General features: G+C 35.8%; 8 protein-coding genes. All 8 read right to left on the reverse strand.

Annotated elements, in window-relative coordinates; all coding sequences use genetic code 11:
• Positions 1-24: 24 nt before the first annotated feature.
• The 8 genes from AW14_RS12875 to AW14_RS12910 are packed head-to-tail and all read right to left on the reverse strand — an operon-like array spanning position 25 to position 15,638.
• The gene (locus tag AW14_RS12875; RefSeq protein WP_044639659.1) at positions 25-3,078 is read right to left on the reverse strand and encodes a sugar-binding domain-containing protein; all 3,054 of its coding nucleotides are present in this window, start codon (positions 3,076-3,078) and stop codon (positions 25-27) included.
• Positions 3,079-3,094: 16 nt separating this feature from the next.
• Positions 3,095-4,552, reverse strand: coding sequence for a sulfatase (locus tag AW14_RS12880; RefSeq protein ID WP_044639179.1), 1,458 nt, complete (start codon positions 4,550-4,552; stop codon positions 3,095-3,097).
• 17 nt (positions 4,553-4,569) lie between these two features.
• Positions 4,570-6,000: a sialate O-acetylesterase gene (locus AW14_RS12885; protein WP_052647510.1), complete on the reverse strand. Its 1,431-nt coding sequence runs from the start codon at positions 5,998-6,000 to the stop codon at positions 4,570-4,572.
• A gap of 41 nt (positions 6,001-6,041) precedes the next feature.
• Positions 6,042-7,622 (reverse strand): sulfatase, encoded by a 1,581-nt coding sequence (locus AW14_RS12890; protein ID WP_044639181.1) that lies wholly within the window; start codon positions 7,620-7,622, stop codon positions 6,042-6,044.
• A 17-nt stretch (positions 7,623-7,639) separates the two neighbouring features.
• The gene (locus AW14_RS12895; RefSeq protein WP_084708888.1) at positions 7,640-10,333 is read right to left on the reverse strand and encodes a glycoside hydrolase family 2 TIM barrel-domain containing protein; all 2,694 of its coding nucleotides are present in this window, start codon (positions 10,331-10,333) and stop codon (positions 7,640-7,642) included.
• 43 nt (positions 10,334-10,376) lie between these two features.
• Positions 10,377-11,864: a sulfatase family protein gene (locus AW14_RS12900; RefSeq protein ID WP_044639183.1), complete on the reverse strand. Its 1,488-nt coding sequence runs from the start codon at positions 11,862-11,864 to the stop codon at positions 10,377-10,379.
• Between the two features lie 19 nt (positions 11,865-11,883).
• Entirely contained in the window at positions 11,884-12,855 is a 972-nt protein-coding gene (locus tag AW14_RS12905) for a family 43 glycosylhydrolase (RefSeq protein WP_044639184.1), read from the reverse strand.
• A 5-nt stretch (positions 12,856-12,860) separates the two neighbouring features.
• A complete protein-coding gene (locus AW14_RS12910; protein WP_044639185.1) occupies positions 12,861-15,638 on the reverse strand; it encodes a family 78 glycoside hydrolase catalytic domain in 2,778 nt (925 codons plus the stop codon).

Consider the following 15,638-nt stretch of genomic DNA (forward strand, 5'->3'; position numbering starts at 1 on the left):
AAGTGCGGTAATTCATTGTAATAATTAATCAATATACATTTCGTCAATATAAGGACCACTTTGCCCAGTTGTTTCTAGTCTTATGTTATTAGCACCTGACTTAAAATTCACAATGGTATTTACATATTGCCAGTTTTGTATCCACCCACCAGTAGCTTCAAATTCAAAGGTTTTTATATAAATATCGTTTACAAATAACTTCATTGGGTAAGTCTTACCTTCATCATTGTGCATATACCCGAATCGGATGCTAAAATCGCCCGCTTCACCATCATTTTCTTGATAAAAAGTAATGCTACCTTCCTCATTATCAAATTTCACAAAACCAGTTCCTTTAAAATGTTTTGCGTCTTTACTCGTTTTTGCTCCACCCTTTAAAATAGCTTCTTCTGCGGCAATATTTATGCCACGACCTTTCCAAATATCTAAGGAATGTTCATCACCCCAAAAAAGACCTTCGCTAGTTCCAAAAGTTTCTTCCAAAGTTAAAATTAGCTTACCATTTTGTTTTACTATGGCTTTAACTGTGGAATGGTCTTTTACTTCAAAAGGTTTTGTGTAAATCTTACCATTTTTCAAAGGATCATCACCATTAGTAGTATAAAATATTTCGAAATTTGATTTTGAAGTTTTTCCTATTATAGCATTTTCTTGAACATCAATGGTAATTTTATTCGAAATAAATAAAGCTTTGTCTCCCAAAATAGAGGCCGTAATAACAGAAGCCTTTTTAGCGTTATCTTTTTCTCTTAAAAACAAACGTCCTTTTCCAAAAAATAACGTTCTGTAATCTGATTTGGTTCGACTTATCGGATCTATAGGATTTCCGTTTTCCATAGATACCTTCTCTACATCTCCAGAAATATGATAATACACTCTGTTTTCACCATAAGGATAAAGATTAGCTTTCGAATCTAAAGATTCGCTTGTAAAAATATAACTTGACGAAAAACCGTCCTCAGCTTTTAGCTTATTGAGACTGTTTTTTAAATATTGAGGTGCTCCACTTGTTGCAATTGATACTCGTTTTACTTCTTTACCGTTTTTATAAGCTACAGCTACTAACGTACCTTCTTCATAAGGTACCATCCATTCGCATTGCATTTCGTTCCAAACGGTACCGGGTTTGTCTTTACCTAAAGATTTTCCGTTTAAAAACAACTCTACTTCATCGGTATTTGAATATACCCAAACAGGAATGACCGTTCCTTTTTCCATTCTTGGATGCGTCCAATGTGGTAATATATGTACCATGGGTTCTTGTGTCCATTGACTTTGGTAGAAGTAATATAAATCTTTTTCAAAGCCCGCTACGTCTAGTGCCCCACCCATAAACAGGTTAAAAGGAAGTCCACCATGAACCAATCCGGCTTCGCCATAATAATCGAAACCTGTCCAACGGAAATGCCCACTATGCCAAGGCGTATCGCGCATGACTTCCCAATTTTTACGGGCTGAAATACGTACCGTTGCATTGTCATAAGAGGAGTTAAAACGTTGTTTTCTATTCTTCCATTTTTTAGGGTCTAATCCTTCGTAAAAGAAGATTTCCTTTTCGGTTAAATTAGGCAAATCATAAGTTCCTGGCAATTCGTTATCGCGCCACCAAGTGTGTGTTCTGTAGTATCCACGGGTTTGCCAAGTATGTGGTGCTTCGGTTGAAACAAAAGGTTTATCAAATTTAGCAGATTCTATGAATGATTTGGTTTCTGAACCGCCATTAATGCCTGTAATTTCCATATCTTCGGGATTTCCTGCTCCTGAAGAAAATAATCGTGTTGGGTCTAAACTTTTACCAAATTTTACCAGTTCTGGTGCAACGGGACTGTGCGTTTCATTACCTAAACTCCACACAAAAACACTTGGGTGGTTACGGTCTCTGGTAATCCACTCTTTCATATCTGCTTTCCACCATTGATCAAAAGCTTGTTTACCATAGTCTTGAGGTGCTTTTTTGTGCCAACCGTCAAAGATTTCATCCATAACAAGTAACCCAATTTCATCACAAATATCATAAAACATGGGAGGTGTTGGATTGTGCGACGGACGGATAGCATTGATGCCCATATCTTTTAACAATTGCAATTTCCAACGCAACATTGGTTTAGTCCATGCGCCTCCAACGGGTCCACCTTCCCAATGTTCACAAACGCCTTTTAGCTTTACGTTGTTTCCGTTCAACCAAAAACCAGTTTCTTTTTTCCATTCAACAGTTCGAAAACCAAAGTTTGTCTTTACCTCATCAATTACTTTTTTATTTTGAATTACTTGAGTGATTAACTGATATAAAACCGGTGTTTCTGGACTCCATAATACTGGATTATTAACCGTTAGGGTGGTATTACTTTTATCTCCATCTATTTTTTGGATATCTGATTGAATCTTTTGACCTGTTGGTGTTACTACTGTAAACTGATATTTCAATGCATTCGATGGATTGACATAACCAACTTTTACATTAACTTGAGCTTGATTAGACTCAATTTTTGGTGTAGTAATAAATATACCATTCGGACTGATATGGCTTTTTGAAACTTCTATCAATTTTACAGGTGCATATATTCCGCAAGGATGATACCATCTGGCAGATGGTTCTAATCGGTTATCTACTCTAACAGCAATAGTATTTTTACCTGCTTTCAAATATTTTGAAATGTCATATCTAAAACTAATGTAACCATAAGGTCTCTTTCCTAAATGGTTTCCATTAATCCACACTTCACTATTCATATAGACCCCGTCAAAATTGATGTAAACCGTTTTTGATAGGCTAGTTTTATTTACATTAAACGTTTTACGATACCAACCAATACCCCCATCGTGGTAGCCGCCGCCTTGTCCTTGATCACCACCTTTACGAACGCCTTTTTCAAAAGACCAATCGTGTGGAACATTTAGATTTTTCCAAGAACTATCATCCAAAATTTCTTTTGAATAAGAGGCATCGTCGTTTAAAATAAACTTCCAATTTTTATTGACATTTGTTTCGATACGCTGAGAAAAACAGGATATAGAAATTGATAAAAAAATAATACTTTTAATTATTATGGAATAATGACTGTTTGATTGTTTAAACATAATATAGTTCATTTAGTTAATTTTTTTTTGGTTCGTCGTTTTGTGAAAAAGGTTTGGCATTTCTAGGAAACTGGGATTCTAATAATTTTTTCATATGAAGTTCTTCCCTTTTGTATACCGGATTCCCAGAAACGTTTACAAAAGACAAGAGGCTGTTTTTATGTTCATATAATTCGGATCCTAAAATTTCTTGTGTTTTAGCATCTCGCCATTCGGTGTAGCGCCATTGACCATCGGTAGCAGTACATCCCATGATGTTAGTCCCTCTAGGATATACACTTGTAGCAACAGTATCCCAAGGCATATTTGGGTTATCAATTACGGGTACGAGACTTTTTCCATCGGAAGGTGGTCCTTCCAAACCACAAACATCTACCAAGGTTGAAAATATATCGACGTTTTCTACCAAGGCATCAGAGATAACGCCAGCCTTTCTTCCTTTATGACTGGTTTCTCTACTAATTATTAAAGGTACACGAACATCAATTTCTACATTAGAATGTTTGCACCACGCCCCATACTCACCAATTTTATAGCTATGGTCGCTCATAAAAACAATGATGGTATTTTTGCGTAAATCTAAATCTTCTAAAGTCTTCATGACTTTTCCAACTTGAGCATCTATATAACTTACAGAAGCATGATAACCATGAATTAAGGTACGAGTTAAATCATCATCTAAATCGCCTTCTTGAGGTATACCATAATACGCTTTTAATTCTCCCCAATTGGTTAATGCTAATCTGTACGCGCCTTGTGGTTTTTCTTTGGAAGGAATTGCAAATTTGTTTTTATCATACAAATCCCAGTATTTTTTTGGGGCATTAAAAGGCAAGTGCGGTTTGCTTAAACCTACAAACATTAAAAATTTATCATCTTTTACTTGGTGTAAGGTTTCGATTGCATTTTTAGCAACACGACCATCTTTGTAGGCTTCGTCTTCCACATCGGCATCCTCGAACGCAGGCCCTTTAACAAGTTTTCCTTCCTTTTTCAAACGGTCAATTAATGCAACATTTTCAGGTTTCAAATAATCGGTTGGATCTCTTTTGAATAAATGTGTCCAACTTTGTTCATCATCATTTCCCGCATGATATACTTTACCTATACTAATGGTTTTATATCCGTTTTCTTTAAACAATTGTGGAAGTGTCACTACATCTTTATGCACTTTTCTTAAAGGTGTAAATAGACTATATATACCCAAAGTTTCTGGTCTTAGACCCGTTAACGTACTCATTCTAGAAGGCGCACAAATAGCCTGTTGTGTGTAGGCTTTATTAAACTGAACGCCTTCGCTCGCCAGTTTATCAATGTTTGGGCTTATAGCCGTTGGACTGCCATAACAACCTAATTCTGCTCGTAAGTCGTCTACGTAAAATACGAGCACATTTGGCTGTTGTTGTGCTTGTGAAACATTTGAACTAAAAAACCCAAAGAAAGCTATAAAAAATAGACGTTCTATTCTATTCATTTAAATATATTTAAAATTTATTTCTGACTCATACTTTTTACCTGAGTAGCATCCTCCCAACGATCTGTTCTAAATGACGAAGCGGGCAATAAATTGGTATCATAAAGCGTGCCAATCACCCAATTTTTCCATGCATACCTCACGGCAACAGGCTTAGTTACATTTTTATTAAATACTTGTACACTTTTCTGATTTATAATTTTAGCTGATGCAGGATAAAAAACCTTGTCTTCACCAGCTATCTCAAAGTCTTCCAATTCATTAAAAGAAAAAAGTCCCATTTCTGCATTTTTAAAATTTACAATGATGCTATCGTTTTTAACAACATGAGATTCGTATGTTGGAGCCACAAAATCTACGTCTTTAAACCCGTAAGTTTGATTTAGAGCGTTAAATAATAATCTATCGGCTACTTCTTTCTTCTTTGGCGGATGTATGGTTTCGAAGCTTCCCAAATCGGTTGTAATGGCAATTCCTGAATTGGGAATTAACTCTAAACATTCTAATTGGGCTTCACGCATAAAGGCTGAGTTTTGCGGGTTGGTATAGGCATCATTACCCCCATAGGCATATGGGGCTATCTGCACATAATAAAATGGGAAATCACCCAAACCCCAGCGATTACGCCAATCTTTCACCATCACAGGCAAAAGTTGTTTGTATTTATTGGGTTCGTTTCTATTCCCCTCGCCTTGATACCACAATACACCTTTTATGTTATATGGGATTAATGGTTTTATCATAGAATTGAATAATGCTGTAGCTGTGCGATTCGGTTTTTTAATAATATCTTCATCTGTAACAACAAACTCTTGAAATGAGTTCATAACTTCCTTACTTATCCAAGCTTCAACTGTACTCGCTCCCCAGGATGTGTGGATAATTCCAACAGGGACACCCAAAATCTCTTGCAATTGTTGTGCAAAAAAATATCCTATGGCACTAAAACTAGCCACTGTTTCGGGAGTAGCTTGCTTCCATGATGACGGTGAACTTAAATCTTTTAAAGGCGTTTTAGAGCCAACTCTATCAACGGCAAACAATCTTAAATTTGGATTGGATGATTTAGCTATGGCCATTGTCGAGCCAAACGTTGGCTGCGCATTGTAACCCTTTAAAGGTTGAAACATATTGGATTGACCTGAACATAGCCAAACCTCGCCAAATAAAACATTGTCTAATGTAATTTGAGATGTTTTACTTCTAAAGCTTACTTTTTGGGGTTCCTTACTATTAGTGGTTTGTATATCGATACGCCAATTCCCTTTATCATCGGCTTTTAGCTTTTTATATTCGTCTAGCCAAGAAGCTTTGATGGTAATTTCCTCGTTGACATCGGCCCAACCCCAAAGCGTAACTTGAGTGTTTCTTTGCAAGACCATATTTGATGAAACAATGGATGGAAGCTTAATGTCTGCATGTAATAATTGGGTTGAACCAATTAACATACAACATACAATTATAAACACACTCTTTTTAAACATAATTCTTAATCTTTTGTAATTATACTGCCCCACCAATTGTCATTGGGTTGCCAATTTTTATCCAACATTTCAACTCGAAGTTTTCCTTGACCTTTAAGAACTTGTTCCTGTTTATTTGCAATTGCTTGCTGTTCTTTAATACTATCATAGGTGGGATCTTTTTGAGGGTATTTAGCATCGACCTTACGCAACCAATTTAATAACTTGGCTGCCATTTTCTCAGTTCTTTTAAAGTGTAATTGGGCCAAGTTGTGATCTTCGTGCAGATCGTTTACCAAATTATACAATTCATTATGATTGTCCTCCCAATAATGAATAAGTTTCCAATTGCCTTCACGAATTATTGATACTGGGCGGCCTCCCTGGTTACCATAATGAGGATAATGCCAAAACAATGGACGCTTTTTAAACTTCTTACCTTTCAATACCGGTACGATACTTTTTCCATCTACATTAGCCTTTTTGGGCAATGGAATTCCTGCGAGCTCCAGTAAGGTTGGGTAAAAATCACTCCCAGCAACAGGAATGCTGCTTTTCTTGCCATTGCAATTCATCCATGGTATATCGATAATGTAAGGAATTCGAATACCGCCTTCCCATTGATGTCCCTTCCCTCCTTTTAACGGTAGGCAACTGGTAGAATAGTTATCGCCCGAAACCACACCTCCATTATCTGAAGTAAAAACGACAATCGTATTTTTATCCAGACCAGTTTCTTTTAATGTATTTAATACGTAGCCTACAGCATCATCCATGGTTTCTATCAAGCCCGCATAAACCGGATTATCCTGACGCAATCGGTAAGGTAACATATCTCCTTTAGCAAACCCATCCTTTTCAATCCCCATCTTCTCAGCTTTATCCCGATATTTCATCCATTTTTCTTTGGTAGTTTGAATCGGGGCGTGAACTGCATAAAACGAGAGATAAGCAAAAAAAGGTTTGTTCTTTGAGGTCTTAATAAAATCGGCTGTTTCTTGGGCCAAACGCATGGTTAGATTTTCTCCTTTTTTATGATTTTCGAGTTTAGGATTATTGAAAGGAGCAAAAAAGCCACCAGGTGGCGAACCTTTACTAAAACCACCTTTGTTTATATCAAAACCATGATCTTCAGGGTAATTACCTTCATCGCCCAAATGCCATTTTCCTGCAAAAAAGGTGGTGTAACCAGCAGCCTTAAAAGCTTCGGGCATTGTAATATCTTCGGCGGCCAAATGCTGGTTATATTCGGCAGGTAACAATTTTGTGTACCTGCCTTTCTCGCGCCACTGTTCTCCGCTTGGTGCCCCAATATATTCTGTAACACCATGATTTGCTGTAAACTGACCTGTAAGAATTGTGGCCCTGGAAGGACTACAAACTTGACAACCAGCATAACCGTTAGTAAAAACCATTCCGCTCTCGGCTATCCTATCAACATTTGGCGTTTCGTAATATGTACTGCCCATGCAACTTAAATCACTATACCCCAGATCATCTACAAGAATGAACAAGATATTTGGTTTTATTGGTCGTTCCTGACTTTTGCTCCCCAGAGCAACAAAAAAGGCTAATAAAAATGCTATACAATTAATTTTTTGTTTCATATCTAATTATTTTATTTCTATAATCTTTTATAAATTTCAATGGCATTTAACACAGGTTCCCCAACTATTTTTTTGAAATTAACAATCAAAGGATCTCCTAATTTCACCGATAATTCCGTTTTAATTTTTACGGCACGGTATTCACCATATTGCCCTAATAAATCGATTTTATCTATAATTTTTTTATCATTAACGGTTACGGAAAAAGTACGATTTGTAATTTTTGATTCTTGCTTGGTTTCCTCAGTCAAGTCGTAAGGTAAATGTTTTGCTTTAGTGCCTTCTAATTCGGCAAAATGCAATGTTATTTCATATACACCCGCTGAAACATCAAACCGATATTGGTCTATACCTACTAATTGGGTTTGATAAATAGGATCGTTAAAGGTTCCTTTAATGGTTTGTTTTGCACCATAAGGTTGTTGCATATTTTTATCTGGTCGCACATAGGGTTTCCCACCAATATGTCCCCAACTTCCTGGAGTATATGCTCTGTCGAACATCCATGCGTGGTCTATTTTATCATCGTAAAAGAAACGCCTATCGCCTACATTGATTGAGATACCACTAGCAGGGAAATTTTTTAATGATATTGGTAGCACATTTATACGGATTTCGGAAAAATCCTCTAAATAGGTACCATTTGTAGTTTTAGCAACCAGTTTATTGAGACCATTTACAAAAGGTACTTCAAAAATAGCAATTTTATCTATAACAGGCTTAACACCCAGGCTTTTGCCATTTAAAAGTAATTCAATTTCTTGTTGGTTGGAAAAAACTTGAACTGGCATTGTTGAAATCCCCAATCCTTCTTGGTCTTCAATATAAGTACGCTGTCCCCAGGTTTTAGTAGCAATAGCAACAAAAGGCTCCTTTAATAATGATGCCTGATAATAGAAAAATACATCTTTAGGTTTTCTATCTAATCCTACCAAGCCTTTATTATTAATACTTTGAACAGCATCAATACGGCCTTCAGAATTAAAATCGGCATAATTCCAAACATTCACACCCGCTATAAAATCATTTTTGGCAAAATATTCTAAATAATATTTATGATATTCTACAGCATATTCGTGTGTAAAATCAAAACGCATCGGGTACAGCGTATGTAATCTTGGATCTACTCCAGCACCATATTCCGTAATAATCATTGGTTTTTTGATGGCTGCGTGAATTTCTTCAATTTTTTCTGGAAGTAACTCGTACGAACCACCATACCATCCGTTGTAAATATTCCAGCCCACAATCATAGGAATATCAGTTAATCCTGCTTTACTATAACGTTCTAAGCTATTATGGTTAGGAATCATGGTGTATCGATACGGATCTTCAGCGCGTGTTAAATCTTCAATTTTTTGTGCTAAATCTTTAATATACTTTGTATAAATTTCATAACGCTCTTTGTTATCTGTAAATTTTGGATGTAAAATCACCTCATTCATATAAGCCCAAATTATTAAGCTTGGATGATTGTAATTTTGACGAATCATTTCCAATTGGGCACTTAAACAGTTTTGGGCAAATGCTTCGCTTTCGGTTACTGTGTCAATAATGGGTGTTTCAACTGTAGTAATTATTCCCAAGCGATCGCACATTTCAAGAATGATGGGGTCTTGTGGGTAGTGGGCAATTCTTAAAAAATTACTACCCATGGCTTTCATTCTTAAAATATCTTCAACATGAACGTGGTCTGGTACCGCATTACTGATATCTTTATAATCTTGATGGCGGTTAGTACCGATTAACTTTAAGTATTTCCCATTTAAAAAGAAACCTTTATCGACATCAAATGTAAACCAACGAAATCCGAGAGGATTCGCCGATTCATCTAATTTTTGATTTGTTTTTGCATCGTAAAGTTCGCAAACTACCTTATATAAATTAGGTGTTTCTGGCGACCACAATTGCGGATTTAAAACGGGGTTTAATTCTAAATTAAATTCATTAGAAATTCCAGCTACTAATTTTAATGACGTTGTTTTTTCTTGAACAAGTTCCTCATTCGGGCTGTAAACTTTTGTTACTAATTTTACTTTTTTAGTTGAAGTATCATCATTTTTGATGTTTACTTTTAAGTTTATATCGCCGCTTTCAGCCGATACATTTGGCGTCGTAATAAAAACACCATTAGACGCATCATCTACAATATCGAAGTGAACTTTTTCTGTTACTATTAAATTAACATCACGATATATTCCTCCAAAAAAGGTAAAATCGGCACGTAATGCAGGCCAGTCTTCGTTTTCTGAATTATCTGCTTTAACTGTTACATTAAACGTTGTAAATTCTGTTGCTTTGTCAAATTTTATAAAATCTGAAACAGGTACTACAAAACGGGTAAAACCACCAATATGTGTTCTAGCCAATGTATTGTTTATGTATACTTCAGCTGCGGTTGCTACGCCTTCAAAGAAAAGAAAAACTTCCTTTTCACTAAATGACGTTGGTATTCTTACTTCTTTAGTATACCATCCTGCCCCACGATAAAAGCCTTCTTCTTCATCTACCACATCTTCTATATTCCAAGTATGAGGAATATCGACTAATTTTGCTTTGTCTCTTTGTAAATTAAACTGATTGATTTCTTGAATAGCATTGCCTTTAATGAAATGCCAAGATTCGTTAATTGTATATTTTAATTGGGCATTTACAGTTGTATAGCCTGAAACTAGGATAATAACCAAAATTATTAGTGATTTCTTCATCATTTTTTCGAATTACTCTTTCAATTAAAAAATTTTATTAAACCTATTATTTTTTTGGTGATTGCAATACGCCCTCGCCTTTTTCCCAACTCCAATAATCTACTGCATGACGACTATTATTAATATCATATCCCCACTTATTCAAATAATAATCTCTAGACTTAAATTCATCACCTATTTTATTTAATGCCCTGTTTAGCTTCCCTTCCAAGTCTTTCCTTACATCTTCAAACTGGGCATTATCAAACAAATTATTCATTTGATAGGGATCTTTAATATCATCAAAAAATAAATTAGATCCTTCTTTAGTTTTTATATAGGTGTACTGTTTTGTTCTAATAGCCCTGAAAGGAGCATCTTTATAATTACCGGTAAAAGGTGCAACATTCATAACCAATGCCGCACGATCTGCGTTTGTATCTGGATTCTTAATCAATTTAGAAAGATTTTCACCTTCAATGGTTTTAGGAATTTCGATATTTGATAATCCCAATAAGGACGGCAGAATATCTGGCGTATTAATTGGGGCCATAACAGTAGTACCTTTATGCTTTCCAATTTCGGGATAGCTAATTAAGAAAGGTACCCTAACAGATTCGTCCCAAGCCATTTGCTTTACAAACGGTCTTACACCATGCGACCCCATCATTTCGCCATGGTCGGCAGAAAATACGATGATTGTATTATCCCATATGCCAAGTTCCTTAATTTTATTCAGCACATTTCCTATAGCTTCATCTGTAGCCGTACAATGACCATAATACCCTTGAAGCTCTTCGCGAGTTCTAACTTCCAGTTCTTTAGGTACATTGGGCCTTAACTTCAACGTTTCTTGCGGATACATATCTTTATATTTCTTGGGAGCACTATCGTGAGGATAATGTGGTGTAGCTAACGATATAAGCATTAAAAAAGGATTCTGGTCTTTTGCATGGCTGCTGATATATTCATTGGCATCTTTTACAATTGCAAACGGCGAATAGCCTTCCCAATATTTTTTTTCAGGGTCGTTATTAGCATAATAATGTTCTTTACTATAATTATGGTCGCACTCGGCTCCTTTCCAATAATCAAACCCTTGACGTCTTTCGGGCATTACATTGTTTTGCCTGCCATGACCATCCAGATGCCATTTGCCCCAATAGGCGGTACTATAACCCTCTGCCTTAAAAATTTCGGCCATACATAACTCTTCACTCGGTAAATAAATATCATTCACGAACATACCGGTAGTAGTTGGAAAACGTCCTGTTAACAATGCGGCTCTGTGAGGTGTACATACAGGAGTAACCGACACCGCGTTTGTAAAATTAACGGCTTCTTTGGAAAATGCATCCAAATTAGGTGTACTTACGTTAGGATCACCTGCATAACCTAAAGCGGAACCGCGCCATTGGTCTGTTAAAATAAAAACAATATTTGGCTTTTTGTATCCAACCGCATTGCTTACTTCTAATTGTTTTTTTGGTGTTTTACAACAAGTCAATAGTATGAATACCAATATTAATTGGCTTGTAACAAGTTTAATCTTCATTAATCGTCTTTAAAGTTTATTATTCTACTTTTTTTACGCCTTCGTTGGTAGCATATATTTTCTTAATAGTGCCATCTTCATTATAATAGAGATATTCAATAGCAACATTTCTACTAAACTTTGAACCGCCATTCCAATTTTGCCAATGGTAGAAGAAATAATTTTGCCCTCTATAATTAACAACTGAATGATGGTCTTGCCTTTGCTTTGGGTTGATGGCTCCTTTATATTCAAATGGTCCGTATGGATTATCTGCCATACCGTAAAACCCACCTAAACCAGCATTGTAAGAGAAATAGTATTTACCATTTCTTTTATGCATATAACTGGCTTCAAAGAAGTTTGTGTTACCATATTCAATGGTTCTTGGTTTTTCGGCTAATTCTAAAAGGTTATCTTTTAAACGTGCTACTTTTGGTTCTCTAACACCCCAATATAAGTATGTTTTCCCATCACCATCGGTAAAAACACAAGGGTCTAGCCATTGGCCTTCAACACCTTCTATCCAACCAAGATCTTTAAATGGTCCTTCGGGTACATCACTCACAGCAACACCGCAACGCATATCATCTTTTGAACCTTTTACAGAATGTGGATAAATTAAATAATACTTATTGTTCTTGTAAATGGCTGTTGGCGCCCACATCCAGCCAATGGCACCCCAAGAAATATCTTTAGAATGTAATACCTCGCCATGGTCTTTCCAATTAATCATATCTGTTGAAGAAAACGCATGGTAACCATCCATACTATCGTAATTCACAGCATCTTCCATGTCGTGAGATGTATACATCCATACTTTTCCGTCTTTCCAAACATGTGCCGAAGGGTCTGCTGTACGTATATGGCGAATAACTGGGTTGTTATTATGCAATTTCGTTTGCACCGTTTGCTGTTCTATTTTAATATCCTTTTTGGTGTTATTTTGACTTTTACAACTCGCAAAGAGCATCCATAAAAAGACAAAAGCTACTTTAAAATACGTTACCATTATTATTAAAATTTAGATATAAATGTGTAATTTCCTGGTTGTACTAATAGCTCAAACCCATTTTCTGTTTTAACAATTAATTTTACATTTTCATGGTCTTTAAACGTTTCGCCATTTAATTTTAAGTCACTATTGGCCGCTGCAGGCACAATTATTTTTGCTGTTGTATTTGGAGGTACCACAACATCTAAATTAAATTGATTGTTTTCTGTTTTCCATGAAGATGATACTTTTCCGTATGGCGTGTTATAAGTTGCATCAGCCGATTTAAGTGGGTTTCTAGGTTGTGGTGCTATTCTTATTTTTTTATACCCTGCTTCTAGTGGTGCAATACCTCCGATACGCTCGTACATCCATTCGCCTATGGCACCGTACGCATAGTGATTTAAACTATTCATATTCATCGGGTTAAAACCTTCTTCTTTGCTATAACTATTCCAGCGTTCCCAAATGGTGGTGGCACCTTGGTTAATGGAATAAAACCATGATGGATAGGTTTCATTAAATAGTAAGGTGTACATTAAATCTATTTCACCTTTTGCATCTAACACTTCCGATAATAATGGTGTACCTAAAAAACCTGTTCTTAAATGATTATCGGCTTCTTTTATTTTTGCTAATAAATTAGTTTTAGCTTGTTCAAGTTTATGGTCTGGTAGCAAACCGAAAGCCAATGCCAATAAATATGATGTTTGTGTTTCAGTTACATCTTTAATTTTTCCTTGTTCATCAAAAAACTTTTTATCGAAGGCTTCTGCTATTTTTTTATACAAAGCATCATACTGTTTTTGTTCTTCAATTTTACCTAAAACACCCGCTGTTTTAGCTGTAAGTTTTGCCGAATGCGCAAAAAATGCCGTTCCTATTAAAGAGTGTGATGTATCGCCTTTATTATCTCCATTAGCAGGAAGCGGTTGTAACCAATCTGCAAAACCATCCATGGATGAAATAAGATCTTTGGAAGACGTTTCATGGTATGCGACCCAACCTTTCATAGTTTCGTAATTTTCTTCAAGAATTTTCTTATCGCCAGTTCTGTAATAAATTTTCCAAGGTATAATAACACATACATCACCCCAACCAGCACTAACCTTGTTATTGTACAAAACATCTGGCACTACCCAAGGAATACCGCCATTATCGTATTGCGACTCTCGAACACTTTGCAACCAACTAGCCCAAAAATTATGTACGTTGGCATTGAACATAGATGTTGGTCCAAATACTTGTGCATCACCTGTCCATCCCATACGTTCATCACGCTGTGGACAATCGGTAGGAATATCGAAGAAATTTCCACGAAGTCCCCAAACGATATTACTTTGAAGTTGATTTAACTTTTCGTGAGAAGATGTAAAGGTTCCATTTTCTTCAAAATCTGAATACTGTACTAATCCTGTTACCCAATCTTTTGAGGGTTCTTTTGTACTATCAAATCCGCATAACTCTACATATTGAAATCCGTGAAAGGTAAATTTTGGCTTCCACTCTATTACACCGTCTTTTGAAGCTGTATAATAATTTGTTGACTGCGCACTTCTATAATTGTCTGTATAAAAAGAACCATCTGGAGAAAGCTTTTCTGCAAATCGAATTTTTAAAGTTTGTCCTTTTTTCATGGGTACTTTTAACAAAGGAACCCCAACCATATTCTGTTGAAAATCGAAAATAACTGCGTCATCTCTTTTTATAATCTCTTTAGCAGGTAATTCTATTTTTGTTTTAACGGTATTATGACGTTTTGGCTCTAAACTAATAGAATTATCTATATCGAAAGCACTAACAGGTATCCAATTATTATCATTAAAATTATTGGTTGTCCAATTTGGCATTTCAATGTTAGCATCGTAGGTTTCACCATCGTAAATTTCTGATAATCGAATAGGGCCGTTGGTAGTGCCTTTCCAAGATTCGTCTGACATGATTATGTTTTTAGAGCCATCTTTCATTATTAACTCTAACTGGCATAAAATTTTAGGCGATTCGGTATCACTCCAAAACGATTTCATCCAACCTAAACGACCAGAATGCCATCCTGAAGCTATTTCAATTCCAATGGTATTTTGACCAGATTCTATTAAATTAGTAACATCATAGGTAATGGTTTCTATACGTTTTTTATAAGGTGTATATCCTGGAGGCATCACATCGTCACTCACGTCTTTACCATTTATAGCTACATCAAAAACGCCCTTTGCCGTGATGTATAATCTTGCTAAAGCTACCTCACTAGACAACTCGAAGCCTTTTCTTAGATATTGAGGCCTGTGAATAATGTTGTTTTGGCTTCCTAATACTTTTTCTTTTTTGGTATCTAACCCAATCCATTTCGCTTGCCAATCGCTATTTTTTAATAATCCTAACTCAAAATGATTAACATCACTCCAATTAGATTCTACATCATCTTGATTCCAATATTTTACTTGCCAATATACTTTTTGACGAGAATTCAAGTTTTTACCTGCATATGCTATAAACGTTGATTGTTCTGAAACTTGCTTTTTAGAATCCCATAAATCGGCATTGTTTGGAAGCAAATCGGGATTTGAAGCCACAACTATTTGATATGCCGATTGTTCTTTTACATCACTTGTAACAGGTAAGTTCCAAGAAAATGTTGGTGAGGCATTATAAAACCCAATAGGATTTTTAAAACCCTCTGAAATTGTCAAATTATTAGCATTATGTAAAAAAGGTTGTTGGTTTTTACAGCTTGTTAGGTTAATAATTACAAGACTTAATAAGACATAAAAAGCAACTGCAAAATTTGATTGTTTTGTCAT

It is taken from the genome of Siansivirga zeaxanthinifaciens CC-SAMT-1 (assembly GCF_000941055.1).
Classification (GTDB): Bacteria; Bacteroidota; Bacteroidia; order Flavobacteriales; family Flavobacteriaceae; genus Siansivirga; species Siansivirga zeaxanthinifaciens.